At 60.2% G+C, this 17,669-nt stretch carries 18 protein-coding genes; 2 read left to right on the top strand and 16 right to left on the bottom strand.

The genetic code is table 11. The annotated features are described in order from the left end of the window. Nucleotides 1–387: 387 nt before the first annotated feature. The 11 genes from ACUN0G_RS21560 to ACUN0G_RS21510 all read right to left on the bottom strand — a co-directional run bounded on the left by ACUN0G_RS21560 (nucleotide 388) and on the right by ACUN0G_RS21510 (nucleotide 8,452). The gene (locus tag ACUN0G_RS21560) at nucleotides 388–729 is read right to left on the bottom strand and encodes a ribonuclease E inhibitor RraB (RefSeq protein WP_003193463.1); all 342 of its coding nucleotides are present in this window, start codon (nucleotides 727–729) and stop codon (nucleotides 388–390) included. Between the two features lie 213 nt (nucleotides 730–942). Continuing rightward, nucleotides 943–1,203 (bottom strand): hypothetical protein, encoded by a 261-nt coding sequence (locus ACUN0G_RS21555; RefSeq protein ID WP_017475778.1) that lies wholly within the window; start codon nucleotides 1,201–1,203, stop codon nucleotides 943–945. Nucleotides 1,204–1,282: 79 nt separating this feature from the next. After that, nucleotides 1,283–1,888: an START domain-containing protein gene (locus tag ACUN0G_RS21550; RefSeq protein ID WP_445574229.1), complete on the bottom strand. Its 606-nt coding sequence runs from the start codon at nucleotides 1,886–1,888 to the stop codon at nucleotides 1,283–1,285. Nucleotides 1,889–1,932: 44 nt separating this feature from the next. Further along, nucleotides 1,933–2,187 (bottom strand): YkgJ family cysteine cluster protein, encoded by a 255-nt coding sequence (locus tag ACUN0G_RS21545; protein WP_445574228.1) that lies wholly within the window; start codon nucleotides 2,185–2,187, stop codon nucleotides 1,933–1,935. Nucleotides 2,188–2,349: 162 nt separating this feature from the next. After that, entirely contained in the window at nucleotides 2,350–2,832 is a 483-nt protein-coding gene (locus ACUN0G_RS21540) for a translation initiation factor 2 (RefSeq protein WP_258347192.1), read from the bottom strand. A 104-nt stretch (nucleotides 2,833–2,936) separates the two neighbouring features. Then, on the bottom strand, nucleotides 2,937–4,376 hold the full coding sequence (locus tag ACUN0G_RS21535; RefSeq protein ID WP_076015100.1) for an aminotransferase-like domain-containing protein: 1,440 nt from the start codon (nucleotides 4,374–4,376) through the stop codon (nucleotides 2,937–2,939). Nucleotides 4,377–4,690: 314 nt separating this feature from the next. Next, nucleotides 4,691–5,503: an OmpA family protein gene (locus tag ACUN0G_RS21530; protein WP_258347193.1), complete on the bottom strand. Its 813-nt coding sequence runs from the start codon at nucleotides 5,501–5,503 to the stop codon at nucleotides 4,691–4,693. Continuing rightward, nucleotides 5,500–5,862 carry a DUF4398 domain-containing protein gene (locus ACUN0G_RS21525; protein ID WP_258347194.1) on the bottom strand — a complete coding sequence of 121 codons (363 nt, stop codon included), beginning with the start codon at nucleotides 5,860–5,862 and terminating at the stop codon, nucleotides 5,500–5,502. The genes ACUN0G_RS21530 and ACUN0G_RS21525 overlap by 4 nt, the downstream gene beginning before the upstream one ends. 9 nt (nucleotides 5,863–5,871) lie before the next feature. Next, nucleotides 5,872–6,687, bottom strand: a complete 816-nt coding sequence (locus ACUN0G_RS21520; protein WP_445574227.1) for a substrate-binding periplasmic protein — start codon at nucleotides 6,685–6,687, stop codon at nucleotides 5,872–5,874. A gap of 83 nt (nucleotides 6,688–6,770) precedes the next feature. Beyond that, the gene (locus ACUN0G_RS21515; protein ID WP_004371223.1) at nucleotides 6,771–7,700 is read right to left on the bottom strand and encodes an electron transfer flavoprotein subunit alpha/FixB family protein; all 930 of its coding nucleotides are present in this window, start codon (nucleotides 7,698–7,700) and stop codon (nucleotides 6,771–6,773) included. A 2-nt stretch (nucleotides 7,701–7,702) separates the two neighbouring features. Continuing rightward, entirely contained in the window at nucleotides 7,703–8,452 is a 750-nt protein-coding gene (locus tag ACUN0G_RS21510) for an electron transfer flavoprotein subunit beta/FixA family protein (protein WP_004371224.1), read from the bottom strand. A 554-nt stretch (nucleotides 8,453–9,006) separates the two neighbouring features. On the opposite strand from ACUN0G_RS21510, the gene ACUN0G_RS21505 reads away from it, so the two are divergent. Further along, nucleotides 9,007–10,671: an electron transfer flavoprotein-ubiquinone oxidoreductase gene (locus ACUN0G_RS21505; protein WP_445574226.1), complete on the top strand. Its 1,665-nt coding sequence runs from the start codon at nucleotides 9,007–9,009 to the stop codon at nucleotides 10,669–10,671. A 173-nt stretch (nucleotides 10,672–10,844) separates the two neighbouring features. Here the strand turns inward: ACUN0G_RS21505 and ACUN0G_RS21500 are convergent, their stop codons facing one another. Then, nucleotides 10,845–11,735 carry an AraC family transcriptional regulator N-terminal domain-containing protein gene (locus ACUN0G_RS21500; protein WP_445574225.1) on the bottom strand — a complete coding sequence of 297 codons (891 nt, stop codon included), beginning with the start codon at nucleotides 11,733–11,735 and terminating at the stop codon, nucleotides 10,845–10,847. A gap of 181 nt (nucleotides 11,736–11,916) precedes the next feature. Here ACUN0G_RS21500 and ACUN0G_RS21495 point away from each other — a divergent pair, with 181 nt between their 5' ends. Then, nucleotides 11,917–12,969 carry an NAD(P)-dependent alcohol dehydrogenase gene (locus ACUN0G_RS21495; protein WP_445575581.1) on the top strand — a complete coding sequence of 351 codons (1,053 nt, stop codon included), beginning with the start codon at nucleotides 11,917–11,919 and terminating at the stop codon, nucleotides 12,967–12,969. A 153-nt stretch (nucleotides 12,970–13,122) separates the two neighbouring features. Here ACUN0G_RS21495 and ACUN0G_RS21490 read toward each other — a convergent pair whose 3' ends face one another. The 4 genes from ACUN0G_RS21490 to ACUN0G_RS21475 all read right to left on the bottom strand — a co-directional run bounded on the left by ACUN0G_RS21490 (nucleotide 13,123) and on the right by ACUN0G_RS21475 (nucleotide 17,639). After that, nucleotides 13,123–13,926, bottom strand: a complete 804-nt coding sequence (locus tag ACUN0G_RS21490) for an IclR family transcriptional regulator (protein ID WP_258347197.1) — start codon at nucleotides 13,924–13,926, stop codon at nucleotides 13,123–13,125. Between the two features lie 243 nt (nucleotides 13,927–14,169). Beyond that, the gene (araH, locus tag ACUN0G_RS21485) at nucleotides 14,170–15,135 is read right to left on the bottom strand and encodes an L-arabinose ABC transporter permease AraH (RefSeq protein WP_026077769.1); all 966 of its coding nucleotides are present in this window, start codon (nucleotides 15,133–15,135) and stop codon (nucleotides 14,170–14,172) included. A gap of 18 nt (nucleotides 15,136–15,153) precedes the next feature. Next, nucleotides 15,154–16,662, bottom strand: coding sequence for an L-arabinose ABC transporter ATP-binding protein AraG (gene araG / locus ACUN0G_RS21480; RefSeq protein WP_445574224.1), 1,509 nt, complete (start codon nucleotides 16,660–16,662; stop codon nucleotides 15,154–15,156). Beyond that, nucleotides 16,659–17,639 (bottom strand): substrate-binding domain-containing protein, encoded by a 981-nt coding sequence (locus ACUN0G_RS21475; protein WP_445574223.1) that lies wholly within the window; start codon nucleotides 17,637–17,639, stop codon nucleotides 16,659–16,661. Before ACUN0G_RS21475 ends, araG begins: the two co-directional genes overlap by 4 nt. Nucleotides 17,640–17,669: the final 30 nt, after the last annotated feature.

The raw sequence follows: 17,669 nt of genomic DNA, 5'->3' as shown, positions 1-17,669 counted from the left end.
AGCGGCATAAACACTTAAGTATCAATCAGTTGGAGATAGGCGCAGGTCTCACCGCACCGTCCCGGTGCAGCAAATACCCGCTGTCATGGGCGGCGCCTCATTGCAATGCAGGCCATGACTATCACCAGCATAGTCAGAGTTGATTTCACCGCGCGGCAAACCCTGCGGATAATCACCTCCATCGGCTGAACAGGACATGTCCTACAGCCTGCACCTTTGCTTGATGGGTAACGTGATACGGCATGTACCGATCGGTTCCCCTTCGCTCCGATCTTCCCTTTGGCCACCCTGCTCGGGTGGTTTTTTTTGCGTCGGATTTTTCCTGCACCAGAAACAAAAACGGCCGACCCAAAGGTCAGCCGATACGCTGTGTTATTGCTCATGCCGCTACATGGGTAACCCACGCACCTCCTGTTTCACGCCCCATCCCTCGATGATCCCGCCCAAAGGCTCGACCACCGCCTCAAAGTCCTGCTCGAAGTCTCCTATGCCGTCGTAGGTGGCGAACATGATTTTGCTCAGTTCCAGGTACCAGGCGCCGTCATCCCGCGCGCTGACCTGGGCATTCAGGGATTCCCCACGAAACCGACCCGCAGCCCGGCGCGCACGTTCCTCATCCGGGAAAATGGCGTAGAACTCGATGGGGTGGAAACGTGAGAAGTCAAAGCCGCCCTCTTTCATGCGGCGCAACACGTTGGTGCTGATGTCTTCTTGATAGGCTGTGCTCATGAAACGTCCTCCTCAAACCGATGGATAGACTTTCCGTGCTTCCCAAAGCCCGCACTGTAACGGCGCGGGTGTTACGGCAATGAAGTCGCCGCTGGGAGACAAGCATGTAGCTGACAAGACCAGACCTTAGCGATTCATTCGCTGATCTCGATTGCAGAGTAGCGCGAAGCTTTCAGCTCCACCAGAGTCCATTTAAGGGCATACAGGAAATGTTCAGGCGGCGGGGTCGACCTTGAGGTCTTTAATGCTGTTTTGATCTTTCAGGATCTTCACCGTGGGCTCGGCAACACGCCCTTCAAGATCGTTGAGATCCAATTCCTTCAGCACCGGAGACACGCGAGCGCGAACCAGGCGCGCAGCCTCTTCAAGGGTCGGTTTTTGCTCGCATTCGAATTGCTCGACTACCGACTCACCATGATCATCAGTGAAGGAAACGTTCCACTTTGGCATCAGAGCCTCCTCGATAAAACCCATGAGTGGGCTTACTTCTATCTGGACCTTGAGGGCTTGGAAATCGTTCCACTCAAGGCAGGAGGCACCTGATCAGCTGCAGCTACTTCTCAGCGTGTTCTTTCAGGGCTTTCAAGGTGTTGAACGGCGCGTCCACCACAAACTTGTTGGCCAACCACGACGGCACGCTGCCACCTGGCTCGGTGTGCACCTGGTAGGTCACTTCGGTCAGGTTGTCGCCTTTAGGCACCAGCTTCCAGTAACCGTCAACCTGGGCTACGCGCACATAGCCTTTGACTTCTGGCTGGTAGGTCGGCACTTCCAACAGCTTGCGGGTCACGCTGCCGTCGGCGGCCTTGGTGGTGGTGATTTCCAGGATCGAGTCACGGTCGGAGACCGGGAACGGGGCCTTGAACTGGGTGTAGGTCCAGCTCTTGTCACCTTCTTGCTTAAGCAGCTTTTGCGATTTGCATTCGTGGATCCAGGAACAGGCCCCGGCCACGTCTTCCTGCAATGCCTGGATCTTGGCCAGCGGCGCCTTGATAGTGGTCACACCGCGATAAGCCTTGTATTTGGAGCCGGCAACTTCACTCAACGACACTTTGATGCCGTCTTCATCCTTGGCAGTCTGCCAGTCTTCAGCGTGCGCTGCGGCAGCAAACATCACGGTAAAACCGCACAACGCAGCAATTCGTTTCAGTGAACCCATGGTCTTATTCCTTATTGTTGAAGTTCAGTACTTTGAACAGCCCTCTAAGCTGCGGTCATCTGTTCCCACCAGCCGATCAACTTGATCGCTTCTGCCTGGCTCTCGCCACACACCTCAATATCCGGCTGGAACGAACTGCACACCGCCGGCCGCTCCGGCTGACCAAACAACTGGCACAGTTGTTCGACCGAAAGATGCAGGCAGCGTTCGCCCGCAGGTTTGCCGGCAGGCATTCCCGGCAGCGCAGAACTGATGGAGGGGGCAATGCAGCAAGCGCCACAGCCTTCACGGCATTTCATGACGAACAGATCCTCGACAACTCAGGGTTGATGGCCACGTAAGACTACGCCCTTAAACAGACGTTTTAAATTGGCTTAACAGGGGTTTTTCACCGAAAACAAAGGTGACTGACCAGTCTGCGACAGAAGGTCAGGCGTGCGCGTCACTTTTACTCGTCGGGTTTATTGCTTGAATTCGAAATCCAGCGCTGCGCCTTCCACATCGCGCCGTTCTTCGTTGCGCAGTTGCAGCTGCATTTCATTGCTGAGCAGGCGCCCGTTGATCTGGAACGCACTATTGTCGGTAGGCTTTTCAGCGAACATCGGCGGTAGCAATGGCACGTTCTTCGGCTGCGGCATGGTGCCCAGAGGTTGCAGGTGGCGGACCATGTTAGACGGCAAGCTCAAATCCAGCTGGGCTGGCGGCAGCGGCGTCTTGGCCACTTCATGGGCGGATTTTGATTTGCTCGCGATTGGGGCACGCTTTTTAGCCGGCGCTGCTTTTTTCGCGGGCGCCTTCTTTGCTGGAACCACTTTTTTTGCCGGGGCCTTTTGCTGAGTGCTGGCAGCAGGCGCTGCTCCACCGGCGGGAGCCGCCAGTACAACACCCGCGTTCCCCAGGCTTAACAGGCAAATCAGCAGCGCAGCAGGAAAGGTATAAGTCATATCGCCAGCAGCATTAACGGCAGAAGGCCATATGCTCGCTTGTTGAGGCCTGCATGACAAGCATAGTAATTAGTCAGCTACCCTTCGTGTCCCCTTTCCATGCCTCATAAACCCGCTGCAGTCTCCTGGCATAACTGGCTCGCAAGCATGCCAAGGGTCATCAACGCGCGCTCGGCCTCGCGGTTCCACGGCGTGCCGCAGTTCAGGCGAATACAGTGGTTGAACTGTTCCGTATTACTGAAGATCAGCCCCGGTGCAATGCTGATGCCTTGCTGCAAGGCACGCACGTGCAGTTCCTGGGTATTGACCCTTCCCGGCAAACTGACCCACAGGATAAAGCCGCCGGTCGGCCGGGTCATCTGGGTGCCTTCGGGAAAATACTGCTGCACTGCCAGCTGGAACGCGCTGAGGTTCTTGCGGTATTCCTGGCGGATATAGCGCAAGTGCCGGTCGTAACCGCCGTTTTCCAGGTACGCCGCCGTGCCCATCTGGGTGACGCTGCAGGCCGAATGGGTGCTGAACATTTGCAGGCGCTGGATTTCCTGCTGGTACTTGCCGGCGATCATCCAGCCGATGCGGATGCCCGGTGACAAGGTCTTGGAAAAACTGGAGCAATAGATGACACGGTCCAGGCGATCGTAGGCTTTGAGCGCCTTGGTGCGGCCCAGTTCGAACATCAGTTCGCCGTAGATATCGTCCTCGACCACCTGGATATCGAAATCCGAGGCCAGGCGCAGCAACTGTTTCTGCCGCTCTTCGGGCATGGTGCCGCCCAGCGGATTGCTCAGGCGCGTGGTCAGCACCAGGGCCTTGATCGACCATTGGTTGGCCGCCAGTTGCAGGGCTTCCAGGCTCATGCCGGTGGCCGGGTCGCTGGGGATTTCGATGACCTTCAGGCCGAGCAAATCCGCCAGTTGCAGCAAGCCGTAATAGGTCGGCGATTCGGCGGCGATCAAGTCGCCGGGACGGGTCAGGACCCGCAACGACATCTGCAATGCGTCGACACACCCGTGGGTGATCACCACTTCAGACGGGTCCACCACCACCCCGGCATCCCGCATACGGATTGCCACCTGGCGCCGCAGCGGTTCAAAACCCGGGCTGAACATGTAGCTGAACGCCCGCGGGCTCTGGAAGCGCGTAACCTTGGCCAGTTGCTGATGCAACGCTCGCACCGGCAAGTAGTCGACACTCGGCACGGCGGCCCCCAGCGGGAACACACCTTCGCGGCGGGATTCGACCAACACCTGTTGAATGATGCTGCTGCGGGTGACCAACCCTGGACGCTCGACCCGGGCGATGTCCGGCGTCGGCGCGGTAAGCGCCGGCGTCTGGTGCACGTAATACCCGGACTGCGGCCGCGCGCGAATCAAGCCCTGGTCTTCCAGGTTCGCGTAGGCCTGCAACACGGTGGCGTGGCTGACGTTGAGCTGGGAGCTCATTTTGCGCACCGAAGGCACGCGCTCGCCCGGTTGATAGACACCGCGGCGGATATCCTCAGCCAGTTGCTGGGCGATACGTTGGTAGAGCAACAGATTGGTCATGACGCAGCACTCGATTTCACGGGTATTTTATTTTTGTGTGAAACATACCGGCACAGTTTAGAAGTGTACGGGGACAGTTGCCACAATAGTCGAGCGCGGGCGGCAGTGATAGAAAAAACTGTAAGGGTGGTGAACTGGATGGTGGGTGTAAAAAAGCCCGATCACTGATCGGGCTTTTGTGGGAGCTGTTGAGCTTTAGCGAGGCGGCGATGCAGGCGCTGCGGTCTCGCAGGTCCACCGAGGCGATCCTATCGCAGCCTCGCTGGGGCTCGACAGCTCCTACAGGCATCACCCCTCCATCTACAACAACAGGTTTAGCGAGCAGCGCCCAGTTGGCCTTTCTCGTCGGAGAACACAATCTCTACCCGGCGGTTCTGCGCCCGGCCACGCTCCGAAGCGTTGACGTCAACCGGGTACTGGTCGCCGTAGCCTTCGACCTGGATGCGTTTTTCATCGATACCCAGGTCGCTCAGCACATCCGCCACCGCTTGGGCGCGGTCCCGAGACAGTTTGAGGTTTTCCTGCTCGCCACCGGTATTGTCGGTGTAACCCTCGATACGCACCACGCGCTTGGGGTTCAACTGCAGGAACTGTACGACTTTGAGCACTGTGCGGTTGGCCGAGTTTTGCAGCTCGGCCTCGCCAGTGTCGAACAGCACGTCACCCAGCGTCATCACCAACCCGCGATCAGGCTGGACGGTGGTCAGGCTGGAAATCTGCGCCTCAATCCATTTGCCCTGTTGCTGCACGCTGGCCAGCTTGGCTTCACGCAGGGCCAGTTGCAGGCGCTGGCGCTCCAGCTCCAGCTTGACCCCGCGCTCCTGATTGAGTGCCTGCTCGGTGTGTTCCCGGGCAATCGCGCTGTAGCGCTGGCTCAGGTAGGCGTAATGCGCCACATCGGCGCCGCTGCCCCAGAAGCTGGAGAACCGGTCGGCACGGGCCAGGGACTCACCGGCGCGAATCACGTCCTTGGGCGCGATACGCAGCACGTTCGAGTCTTCCTTGACCTTCTGGAAGTCAGTGCTGGCCTGTTGCAAAGCGAGGTTACTGTCGGGATGGGTCGCACAACCACCGAGCGCACTGCCCAGCAACACCACACAGCTCAACCCACGAATCAACGGGCTCATTGGGCGTCTCCCAACTGCAACTGCTTGCGCAGGCGGGTGATACGGGTGTTGAGCACGTTCAGTTGCTCCTGGCTTTTGCGGGTCAGCACCCGCGCTTCCGCCAGGCGGGCGTCCAGCTCGGCTTCTTCAGCCTGCATCCGGGCGTCCTTGTAGGATTCATCGGCCATGTCGGCCTTGGCCTGGGTGAACTTGTCTTCAGCCAGCTTCAGCTCGGGCGAGTCATCGGCCACGGCGCCCACGGCGTTGGCTTGCTCCAGGGCTTGCTGGGTCAGGCGCATTTGTTCATTCGGCGCAGGATCGGCTGCACATCCCGCCAGAGCTACAACGGCGAGGGCCGCGAAAAGAGGTCGAATAGTCACTGAAAATCCCTACTTTGTTGGGGTGCCGACGGGTTGCTGCAACTGCGCTTTCCAGCGCTCGAGATTGCGCTGCAGCGCGGTTTCCGCCAGACCGGACGCGGGCAATTCTGTCATCTTTTTGGCGAGCTGTCCGCGCAACCACGGATCGTTGCAGGCGGAGTTGTGGGAAATGGCCAGGTACAGGCCCGGTTGGTCGATGGGTATTTCCCGCGCCACCAGGTCGTTGCTCATGCCCAGGGTCTGGGCCATGGCCATGCCGGAATAACGTCCGGCGAGTACGTAGTCCACTTCCCCCAGCAGCAGCTTCTGGAACGCCGGGGTCAGGTTGGGCAAGCGTTGCAAGGTCAGTTGCTCGGCGGCGAAGGTTTCAAAGTCGCGGCTCAGGCGCGCCCTTTCCGACACCGCGCCCTTGTGGCCATGCAGGTCGCTGGGCTGGTGGTAGGCCAGGGTCGAATCCTTGCGGGTCCAGACCAGGTAATCGGTTTGCACCAATGCCGGGTGGATGTAATCGAGGGCGTCCAACGCGTCGAGGGTCAATGGCGCGTCGGCGAGGATGTCCATGCGCCCACTGCGCACTTCGTCCAGGGCCACGGAGCGCTTGCCGCCGTACAGCAGGTCGATTTTCACCCCGATGTCTTTGGCGACTTGCTGCAACATGTCGGCGGTGGCGCCGATCAAGTGCGTGGGGTCCTGGGGATCACGCCACAGATAAGGCGGTGCGTCCGGGCTGCCGGTGATCACCAGGCGATCACATTTGCCAGCCGCCAGCGACACCGTCGGCAGCAGTGACAGGGCCAGCAGTACAGTCCAGGAACGCAATTCCATGGCAGGGTTCTCCCATTCAAAAATTACCGGGCAAAAAAAAGCCCGGTCAAAAGACCGGGCTCTTTATAAGTGAAGCGGCTGGATTAGACCAGCTTCTCCAACTCGGGTACGGCTTCGAACAAGTCCGCCACCAGGCCGTAATCAGCCACCTGGAAGATCGGCGCTTCTTCGTCCTTGTTGATCGCAACGATCACCTTGGAGTCTTTCATACCGGCCAAATGCTGGATTGCGCCGGAGATACCGACGGCGATGTACAGCTGTGGCGCAACGATTTTGCCGGTCTGGCCGACCTGCATGTCGTTCGGTACAAAACCTGCGTCGACGGCAGCGCGGGAAGCGCCGACCGCAGCGCCCAGCTTGTCAGCCAGGGCGTACAGGTGCTTGAAGTTGTCACCGTTCTGCATGCCACGACCGCCGGAAACGACGATCTTGGCAGCGGTCAGTTCCGGACGATCGGACTTGGCCAGCTCTTCGCCAACAAAGCTGGAAGTGCCAGCGTCGTGAGCAGCAGCCACAGCTTCAACCGCAGCCGAACCACCTTCAGCAGCAACCGGGTCGAAACCGGTGGCACGCACGGTGATGACTTTTACCGAGGCAGTGGACTGCACGGTAGCGATGGCGTTACCGGCGTAGATCGGACGCTTGAAGGTGTCGGCGCTTTCAACCGAAACGATCTCGGAGATCTGGTCAACGTCCAGCTGCGCAGCAACGCGCGGCAGGATGTTTTTGCCGTTGGAAGTGGCGGCAGCCAGGATGTGGCTGTAGCCAGCGCCCAGCTCTGCAACCAGCGGGGCAACGTTTTCCGGCAATTGGTGAGCGTAGGCTGCGTTGTCGGCAACCAGTACTTTGCTCACGCCAGCGATTTTTGCAGCGGCTTCAGCCACGGCGCCAACGTTTTGGCCGGCGACCAGCACGTGGATATCACCACCGATTTTGGCGGCGGCGGCAACAGTGTTCAGGGTGGCCGGGGCCACAACCTTGTTGTCGTGTTCTGCGATTACCAAGATAGTCATGGTTAGATTACCTTCGCTTCGTTTTTCAGTTTCTCGACCAGTTCAGCCACCGACTTGACCTTGATGCCCGCGCTGCGTGCAGCCGGCGCTTCGACTTTGACGGTCTTGTTGGTGGAGGCGGTGGAAACGCCCAAAGCGTCCGGAGTCAGCACTTCGAGAGGCTTCTTCTTGGCTTTCATGATGTTTGGCAGGGACGCGTAGCGCGGCTCGTTCAAACGCAGGTCGGTGGTGACGATGGCGGGCAGTTTCAGGGAAACTGTTTGCGCGCCGCCGTCGATTTCGCGGGTCACGGCAACCTTGTCGCCGCTCACTTCGACTTTCGAGGCGAAGGTGCCCTGGCCGTAACCGGTCAGTGCAGCCAGCATCTGGCCAGTCTGGTTGTTGTCGCTGTCGATGGCTTGTTTGCCGAGGATCACCAGCGATGGCTGTTCCTTGTCGACAACAGCTTTCAACAACTTGGCAACGGCCAGGGAAGTCAGCTCTTCAGCGGATTCGACGAGGATGGCGCGATCGGCACCCAGCGCCAGGGCGGTACGCAGCTGCTCTTGAGCAGTGGTCGGACCGATGGAAACGACGACGATTTCAGTCGCAACGCCTTTCTCTTTCAGGCGTACGGCTTCTTCCACGGCGATTTCGCAGAAAGGGTTCATCGACATCTTGACGTTAGCGAGGTCGACGCCGGAATTGTCCGCCTTGACGCGAACTTTCACGTTGTAATCGACAACGCGTTTGACAGCTACAAGAACCTTCATGGATTCCTCGTTACTCTCCGGTGAAAAGAAAGTCGCCTAGGCGAACCTGGCGGTTTGATGCTCATCGGCACACAAGGGCACCTCCAAAAACACCGGCAATCGTCGGCGGGGGACCTTGCTCACGGGAGTGATGACCGTTCGTCAGCGGTGACTGAGAGGTCATTCATTATCGTGGCGTGTAAACTGCGCGCCATCGTGGCTCGCGCGTCACCCTTATTTGCCTTCAGCCTGTCTTTCGAGGTGGCCTTGAAACCCACAGTCTGCCTACGGGATGCGCAAAACCGACCGTATATTGACCGGAACGCCTATTCCGGTCAATACGGCAAAATGGTCAGTTATAAGCCGCGTTGCTTTGATTTACCTAGCTTGCGGGCAATTCAAACAAACGTTTGTATTGGACGCTGAGAGTGGTGTAGATATAATGCGCCACCTAGAGAGAAAGGTGGGTCGTCCCCTGCCCCTTGCATGAGATTGATGCAGGCATTGTGGGACAGATTACCGAACCTCCACCCATTAGAAAAAAAAGCCGTTGAGCCTTGAGTAGGAGATAGCCTGTGGAACGCGAATACATGGAATTCGACGTGGTCATCGTCGGCGCTGGCCCGGCAGGCCTGTCTGCCGCCTGCCGATTGAAGCAGAAGGCCGCCGAAGCCGGTAAGGAAATCAGCGTCTGCGTGGTCGAAAAAGGCTCCGAAGTCGGCGCTCACATCCTGTCCGGTGCCGTGTTTGAACCCCGTGCGCTGAACGAATTGTTCCCGGACTGGAAAGAACTCGGTGCACCGCTCAACACCCCTGTTGTGCGGGATGACATCTATGTACTGCGCTCCAGCGAAGCGGCCACCAAGGTGCCTGACTTCTTTGTGCCCAAGACCATGCACAACGAAGGCAACTACATTATCTCCCTGGGCAACCTGTGCCGCTGGCTCGCCCAGCAGGCCGAGAACCTGGGGGTGGAAGTCTACCCGGGCTTCGCCGCCCAGGAAGCACTGTTCGACGAAAACGGCGTGGTGCGCGGGATCATCACCGGTGACCTCGGCGTCGACCGTGAAGGCCAGCCAAAAGAAGGCGTCTACACCCCTGGCATGGAACTGCGTGGCAAGTACACGCTGTTCGCCGAAGGTTGCCGTGGCCACATCGGCAAGCAACTGATCCAGCGCTTCAACCTGGACAGCGACGCCGACGCCCAGCACTACGGCATCGGCCTGAAAGAAATCTGGGAAATCGACCCGGCCAAACATCAGCCAGGCCTGGTGGTGCACACCGCCGGTTGGCCGCTGGACATCATGAGCAACGAGAACACCGGCGGCTCGTTCCTCTATCACCTGGAAAACAACCAGGTTGTAGTGGGTTTGATCGTCGACCTGTCCTACAGCAACACTTTCCTGTCGCCGTTCGACGAGTTCCAGCGCCTCAAGCATCACCCGGTGCTGGCCCAGTACCTGGAAGGCGGCAAACGCATCAGCTACGGTGCCCGCGCGCTGGCCAAAGGTGGCATCAACTCGCTGCCTAAAATGGTATTCAAGGGTGGCGCCTTGATCGGCTGCGACCTGGGCACCATGAACGTGGCCAAGATCAAGGGCAGCCACACCGCCATGAAGTCGGGCATGCTCGCCGCTGACGCGGTGGCCGAGCGCCTGTTCGCCGAATCCGAAGGCGGCGACGAGCTGACCAACTACGTCGACAGCTTCAAGAACAGCTGGCTCTACGAAGAACTGTTCGCCAGCCGCAACTTCGGCCCGGCGATGCACAAGTTCGGCCCGATCCTGGGTGCCGGCTTCAACTGGTTCGACCAGAACATCCTCGGCGGCAAAATGCCGTTCACCCTGCACGACGCCAAGCCGGACTACGCCTGCCTCAAGCTGGCCAAGGACAGCAAGAAAATCGACTACCCGAAACCCGACGGCAAGCTGAGCTTCGACAAGCTGAGCTCGGTGTTCATCTCCGGTACCAACCACGAAGAAGAACAGCCGTGCCATTTGAAGCTGAAAGACCCGAGCATCCCGATCGGCACCAACCTGCCGCTCTACGATGAGCCGGCGCAGCGCTACTGCCCGGCCGGCGTGTATGAAGTGATCACCAAGGAAGACGGCGAGAAGCGCTTCCAGATCAACGCCCAGAACTGCGTGCACTGCAAGACCTGTGACATCAAGGACCCTTCGCAGAACATTACGTGGGTGACGCCGGAAGGTGCGGGTGGGCCGACTTACCCGAATATGTAAGGCATTGGCTTGAAAAACGAGGCTCCCGAATGGGGGCCTTTTTTGTGGCCCATTGTTCGTAGCAGCTGTCGAGCCCCAGCGAGGCTGCGTCGGGCGCGCCACTGATCTGGAACCGAGTCGCGGCTGACGCAGCCTCGCTAAGGCTCGACAGCTGCTACGGGAATCAACACGAGCTATGCTGCCCGTTCATCACCGGGGCTGCGTTCGAAGTAGCGCTTGTACTCCCGGCTGAACTGCGACGTACTCTGATAGCCCACGCTGTGGGCCGCCTGCGCCACGCTCATGCCCTCCACCAACAGCAACTGCTGCGCCTTGAGCAGCCGCAGACGCTTGAGATACTGCACCGGCGACAACAGCGTGCAGCGCTTGAAGTGTTCGTGGAACGTCGACGCGCTCATGTGCGCATAACCCGCCAGCGTCTCGATATTCAGCGGCTCGGCGTAATGGGCATGCAGGTGATTCAACGAGGTCGCCACTCGGGAAAACTGCCCCTGCTGCTCCACCAGCGCGCGCAACACATCCGCCTGTGGCCCGCGCAACGCGGTGAACAACAATTCCCGAACCCGCGCCGGGCCCATAATCCGACTCTCCAGCGGATCGTGCAGGCACTTCAACAACCGTTCGACGCAGCCACGCATGGCGCCATCCAGCACCACTGAACTCATGGACTCCAACGTCTGCGCCGCCGGCGGTGGCCCGGACTGGATCCCCATCGCCATCACCAACTCACCCAGCACCACCCGATCAATGCCCACCGTCACCCCCAACAGCGGCGCATTGGGCATGGCAAAGGTCTCGCATTCGAACGGCACCGGCATCGCCTGGATCAGGTAATGCCCGGCACCGTACTCCAGGGTTCGCGGGCCCAGATACGCGACCTTGCTGCCCTGGGCGACGATCATCAGGCTCGGCTCATAAATCTGCGGGCCGCGCGCCACATCGCAACTGGCGCGTAATACCTGCACGCCGGGCAGGTTCGTGGGGGAAAAACCATCACGGGGTGTCAGGGGTTCGATCAGGGCAACCAACGTGGCATTGGCGTCGACATGGCGGGTCAACAACATGGCAAAAACTTCGCGAAAAAGGGGATGACACCATCATCGCAGGTCTGGCGCCACAGTGATCCAATCCAGGGGCACTCCCGGACGAATAGGCATGAGACTCGGAGCAATCGCCATGGCCGCCCCAAGCCTCGGCGCGGAGAATGCGCCACCTCACCTGTCACTGCACCTGCGAGGTTTCTCCATGTACACCGCCATCGGTTATGCCGCTCAATCGGCCACCACTCCCCTCGCCCCCATGTCCTTCGAACGCCGCAGCCCGCGCGCCGATGACGTGGCGATTGAAATCCTCTACTGCGGCGTCTGCCACTCCGACATCCACCAGGCACGCAACGAATGGGGCATTGCCGTGTACCCGCTGATGCCGGGCCACGAGATCGTCGGCAAAGTCACCGCCGTCGGCGCCAGCGTCACTGCGCATAAAGTCGGCGACCTGGTGGGTGTTGGCTGCATGGTCGACTCCTGCCGTCACTGCGACGCCTGCCACGCCGACCTCGAGCAATACTGCCTCGAAGGCCCGACCATGACCTACGCCACGCCAGACCGGGTCGATGGCAGCAACACCATGGGCGGCTACTCCGACAGTATCGTGGTCAGCGAGCACTTCGTGGTGAAGATCCCGGCCAAGCTCGACCTGGCCAGCGCCGCGCCGATCCTCTGCGCCGGCATCACCACCTACTCGCCACTCAAGCACTATGGCGTGAAGGCTGGCGACAAGGTTGGCGTTCTGGGCATGGGCGGTCTGGGCCATATGGGCATCAAGTTCGCCAAGGCCATGGGCGCCGAAGTGACGCTGTTCACCCGCTCCGCGAGCAAGGCTGAAGAAGGCCGCCGCCAGGGCGCCGATCACGTGATCGTGTCCACCGACGAAGCACAGATGAAAGCCGCTGCCGGGCATTTCGACTTCCTGCTGGACACCATTCCGGTGCAACACGATCTGAATCCCTACCTCGAAGTGCTGCGCTTTGACGGCGTGCACATCCTGGTAGGTTTGATCGAGCCGGTCGACCCGCCCGTCAATGCCGCCAAGCTGGTGATGGGCCGCAAAGTGCTGGCCGGTTCGTTGATCGGTGGGATTGCCGAAACCCAGGAAGTCCTGGACTTCTGCGCCGAGCACGGCATCACCTGCGACATCGAAATGCTCGACATCCGCCAGATCAACGAAGCCTACACCCGCATGATTGCCGGTGACGTGAAGTACCGCTTCGTGATCGACATGGCGACCCTGAAGGCCTGACAAACCGCCCCCCCCGTGATGATCGTTCCCACGCTCTGCGTGGGAACGCATGCCGTGACGCTCCGCGTCACCGTTGCGCAGGGCTCAAGTCCTGCTGGACGCGGAGCGTCCGAAGCGGCATTCCCACGCGGAGCGCGGGAACGATCACGGCTATCAGGCCTTCGCGCCCAACTCCGCTGACAGCCGCGCTGCGACCTGTTTGATCACAGGGATCAGCTCGGCCATTTTCTCCAGCGGCATGTAGGGCACGGTACTGGCGATGCTGATGCCGGCGACGATTCGCCGGCTGGCATCGCGCACCGGTGCCGCGACACAACGGATCGACGGTTCATTGTCTTCCAGATCAAACGCATAACCGCCCGCCACGTATTCCTGCATGCGCTGTTCAAACTGCGCCCAGGATTGCTCGGGGTGCTGCGGCCACTGCAAGTTTTTCCCGCCCGTGGGCAGGCTGACCTGATACAGGCGCTGCCACTCTTCCACCGTGTCATCCAGCAACAACGCCTTGCCGATCCCGGTGCGCGCCAGCGGCATGCGATGGCCGACGCGCGAGCGCATTTCCGGGCCGTTGCGACCAGGGTTCTTGTGCAGGTACAGCACGTCGTCGTATTCGCGGATTGCCAGATGGATGGTGTCGCCGGTGAGCGCCGACAACTCATCCAGGTACGGCACCGCCAGGCTCACCAGCGGCAATTCCTCGCGCGCCTGAAAACCCAGCTCGATCAACTTGGGACCCAGCAGGTAGCCGACTTGCGGCACCACACGCAGGTAGCGCTCTTCCACCAGGCAACTGGCCAGACGGTGAGTGGTGCTGCGGGTGGTGCCGATGCGCTTGGCGATTTCCTTCAGATCCCGCGCACCGGCCGCCACCGCCTGCACCACGCCCAGGCCACGAAGCAGGGTTTGAGTGCCGGTGGGGGCGGCGTCTTTGACGGGAGTGTGGGCGTTTTCCTGCATATCGGGCCTATTGGGAAGTACGAAAACGGCGAGCATTATGGGCGGTCACGGCTGTTGTGGCGAGGGAGCTCTGTGGCGAGGGGACTTGTCCCCCGTTGGGCTGCGCAGCGGCCCCAAGAGAGTTACCCGATTTCTCCAGACAGATCAGCGTTGCCTGGCTTTGGGGCCGCTTCGCAGCCCAACGGGGGACAAGCCCCCTCGCCACAACAAGCCCGCTCCCACATTAGTCTTGTGGCGCCCTTTTTATCGTTGCTTCATCCTGTCGATGATCACCGCCAACAGCAGGATCGAGCCGCGAATCACGTATTGGTAGAAGGTGTCGATGTTCTTCAGGTTCATCGCGTTCTCGATGATCGCCAGAATCAGCACCCCGGCAATCACATGCCGGATCATCCCGATCCCGCCGCTCAGCGACACCCCGCCCAGCACGCACGCCGAGATCACCGTCAACTCGAACCCCTGGCCAATCATCGGTTGCCCCGAGGTCATCCGCGACGCCAGGATCACCCCGGCCAACGCCCCGATCACCCCGTGCACGGCAAAGATGATGATCTTGGTGCGGTCGACATTCACCCCGGCCAACAGCGCCGCTTCCTGGTTGCCGCCGATGGCCATGGTGTTGCGCCCGTAGGTGGTGTAGTTCAAAAGCCAGCCAAAAAACACAAAGCACAGCACGGTGATGATGATCGGCACCGGCACGCCAAACAGCTGGCCGTTACCAAAGACGAAGAAGTTTTCGTCCATTACGCCCACCGCCTTGCCGTTGGAAAAGATATACGCCAGCCCACGCACGATCTGCATGGTCGCCAGCGTCGTGATCAATGCGTTGATCCGCAGCTTGGCGATCACGATGCCGTTGATCAGCCCCACCACCAGGCCCATAGCCAACGCCGCCGACACGCCGAAGAACACGCTGTCGGTGTCGCGAATCACGATCCCCGCCACCACGCCCGAACAGGCGATTACCGAGCCCACCGACAAGTCGAAGTGCCCCGACGCCAGGCAGAACAGCATGGTGCAGGCTGCAATCCCCACGGTGGAAATCGCCAGCCCCAGGCCGCGCATGTTCAGCGGCGAGAGGAAGTTGTCGATGAAAATGGCACTGAGCACAAAGATGCTCAAGGCCGCCAGCAGCATGACCCAATCATCAAGAAACTTGCGCTGGTTGAACCCCGGCCAGAAGCTTCTTGCAGTTTTTACCTGTGACATACCCACCCCTCGTATTCTTCAGTCCCGCGTACGCGGAAGAGCCAGTTGCAGCAGCCGTGCTTCGTCCGCTTGATCGCGGGTCAATTCGCCGGTCAGGGCGCCTTCGCTCATCACCAGGATGCGGTCGGAGATGCCCATCACTTCCATCAGGTCGCTGGACACCACAATCACCGCAATGCCACTGGCCGCCAGGTTGTGGATGATCTGGTAGATCTCCGACTTGGCACCGATATCGATGCCGCGCGTCGGCTCGTCCAGCAGCAACACTTTCATCGGCATCGACAGCCAGCGACCGAGAATCGCCTTCTGTTGATTGCCGCCCGACAGGAACAAAATCGGTTGGTCGGCAGACGGCGTGCGCACATTCAGCGCGCTGATCTGCCGCTGGGCGTTGGCGCGTTCCCAGCCGCCCTGGATCAGCCAACCGAAGCGTGCATGGTCGCGGCGCGCACTGATGTTGATGTTCTCCGCGACACTGGCGCGGGGCACGATGCCTTCCTTCTTGCGGTCCTCGGGGCAGAGCAACACACCCGCCGCAATCGCATCCCGTGGCGTCTTGAACGTCTGCGCCTGGCCATGCAACACCAATACCCCCTGGGTACTGCGCGACAGCCCGGCGAGCAGGCGCAACAACTCTGTGCGCCCTGCCCCGACCAAACCGAACAGCCCGAGAATCTCGCCCTTGTTCACCTGCAGACTCACCGGTTCCTGCAACCCAGGCCCGAGCAACCCTTCGACTCGCAGCGCTTCACCGGAGTGCTCACGCGGCCGGTAGTCGTAGATGTCCTGGATATCGCGCCCGACCATGCAGTTGACCAACTGGTCGACGTTCAACTGCGCCATGTCCTCGAAGGTGCGCACGAAGCGCCCGTCCTTGAACACCGTGACCGCATCGCAAATCCGGAACACTTCTTCCATGCGGTGCGACACGTAGAGGATCACCCGGCCTTCATCCCGCAGCCGGGCGATGATCACCATCAGCCGCTCGATCTCGCGGGCCGAGAGGCTGCTGGTGGGCTCATCGAACGCAATCACATGGGCATTGCGCGACATGGCCTTGGCGATTTCCACCAGTTGCCGCTGGCCGAGGGACAGGCTGCCCAGGCGCATGTTCGGATCGATTTCATCCGCCAGGCCCTTGAGCAGCTCCCGCGCCTTGCGCACCATCGCGCCGCGATTGACCACGCCAAAGCGCGACGGCATATGCCCCAGCAGCAGGTTCTCGGCGACGGTCATTTCCGGCACCAGTTGCAGCTCCTGGTGAATCACCGCGATGCCGCTGGCGATGCTGTCGGCCGCCGATTTGAAACTCACGCTGCGTTCGCCCAACTGCAAACTGCCGCTGTTGGGCGGATAGAAACCGCCAAGGATTTTCAGCAAGGTCGACTTGCCCGCGCCGTTCTCGCCCATCAGCGCATGCACCGAATGGGGCCGCGCTTCAAAGCTGATCTGCGCCAGGGCCTTCACCCCGGGAAACTCCTTGCCGATGCCGTTGAAGCGCAGGCTCTCTGCGGCAGCGCTGTTCATTTCCACAGACCGATCTTGCTCAACTCTTCCTTGAAGTTGGCGCGGGTGATCAGGGTCACGTTATCCAGGGCGGTGAACTTGGCCGGCTCGGTGCCTTTGGTCACCCACTCGAACATCGCGGTAGCGGTTTTATAGCCGGACGCATCGGGGCTGAGCAGCATCGAGCCGTAGAAACCGGTGTCGGATTTTTTCAGCTCTTCGATGGCGTCGGTGCCGTTGATGCCCACGCCGATGACATTCGGCGCCTTGAAGCCGGCGCTTTCGGTGGCGCGTACGCCGCCCAGTACGGTGCTGTCGTTCATCCCGCCAATCAGCAGGTTTTTCGCGCCGCTGGGCAGTTTCACCAGGGCCGAGTTGGTGGAGTCCATGGCGCCCGGCACGTCGAGGGTTTTCTGCGCGGTGAACAGGATGTGGTCAACCGGCAGGCCGGCGGCCTTGAGGCCTTCTACCGAACCGTCGGTGCGTTTCTTGCCGGTCTCCAGCTCGTCAAACGTATTGATGACGGCGTAGGTGTCCTTCCAGTCCCAGTTGCGATGCTTGGCTTCGGTGGCCATGGCTTCGCCTTGTTTCTGGCCGATTTTGTAGGCGTCCAGGCCGACGTAAGGCACGTCTTCCATGGGCTTGCCCTTGGCGTCGACGAAGCGGTCGTCCACCGCCAGCACTTTCAGGTTATTCAGCTTGGCCTTGGCCATGATCGCCGGGCCCAGGGACACGTCCGGCGGGCAGATGACGAAGCCCTTGGCGCCGTTGGCAGCGAGGGTGTCGATGGCGGAAAGGGTTTTCTCGCCGTCGGGCACGGCGATCTTGATCACGGTGAAACCATGGTCCTTGCCGGCTTTTTCAGCGAACGCCCATTCGGTCTGGAACCAAGGCTCTTCCGCCTGCTTGACCAGAAAGCCGATCTTTACGTCTTCGGCAGAGGCCAGGCCGCTGAGCGCCATCGTCAGTGCAAGGGTGCCTAGTGTCTTCTTGAGCATAAACCACCTCTTCTTGTTATTTGGAAACGT

The sequence above is a fragment of the Pseudomonas sp. 32A genome, from assembly GCF_052682255.1.
The sequence above is the reverse complement of the archived record's forward strand: the minus strand, read 5'-3'. Positions and strand labels throughout refer to the sequence as shown.

Coding starts and splice junctions, on each gene's coding strand:
- ACUN0G_RS21510 (WP_004371224.1), bottom strand. CDS start 8,452: ATGAAGGTTCTTGTAGCTGTCAAACGCGTTGTCGATTACAACGTGAAA.
- ACUN0G_RS21515 (WP_004371223.1), bottom strand. CDS start 7,700: ATGACTATCTTGGTAATCGCAGAACACGACAACAAGGTTGTGGCCCCG.
- ACUN0G_RS21475 (WP_445574223.1), bottom strand. CDS start 17,639: ATGCTCAAGAAGACACTAGGCACCCTTGCACTGACGATGGCGCTCAGC.
- ACUN0G_RS21545 (WP_445574228.1), bottom strand. CDS start 2,187: ATGAAATGCCGTGAAGGCTGTGGCGCTTGCTGCATTGCCCCCTCCATC.
- ACUN0G_RS21530 (WP_258347193.1), bottom strand. CDS start 5,503: ATGAGCCCGTTGATTCGTGGGTTGAGCTGTGTGGTGTTGCTGGGCAGT.
- ACUN0G_RS21490 (WP_258347197.1), bottom strand. CDS start 13,926: ATGCAGGAAAACGCCCACACTCCCGTCAAAGACGCCGCCCCCACCGGC.
- ACUN0G_RS21560 (WP_003193463.1), bottom strand. CDS start 729: ATGAGCACAGCCTATCAAGAAGACATCAGCACCAACGTGTTGCGCCGC.
- ACUN0G_RS21520 (WP_445574227.1), bottom strand. CDS start 6,687: ATGGAATTGCGTTCCTGGACTGTACTGCTGGCCCTGTCACTGCTGCCG.
- ACUN0G_RS21535 (WP_076015100.1), bottom strand. CDS start 4,376: ATGACCAATCTGTTGCTCTACCAACGTATCGCCCAGCAACTGGCTGAG.
- ACUN0G_RS21495 (WP_445575581.1), top strand. CDS start 11,917: ATGTACACCGCCATCGGTTATGCCGCTCAATCGGCCACCACTCCCCTC.
- araG (WP_445574224.1), bottom strand. CDS start 16,662: ATGAACAGCGCTGCCGCAGAGAGCCTGCGCTTCAACGGCATCGGCAAG.
- ACUN0G_RS21500 (WP_445574225.1), bottom strand. CDS start 11,735: ATGTTGTTGACCCGCCATGTCGACGCCAATGCCACGTTGGTTGCCCTG.
- ACUN0G_RS21550 (WP_445574229.1), bottom strand. CDS start 1,888: ATGGGTTCACTGAAACGAATTGCTGCGTTGTGCGGTTTTACCGTGATG.
- ACUN0G_RS21555 (WP_017475778.1), bottom strand. CDS start 1,203: ATGGGTTTTATCGAGGAGGCTCTGATGCCAAAGTGGAACGTTTCCTTC.
- araH (WP_026077769.1), bottom strand. CDS start 15,135: ATGTCACAGGTAAAAACTGCAAGAAGCTTCTGGCCGGGGTTCAACCAG.
- ACUN0G_RS21540 (WP_258347192.1), bottom strand. CDS start 2,832: ATGACTTATACCTTTCCTGCTGCGCTGCTGATTTGCCTGTTAAGCCTG.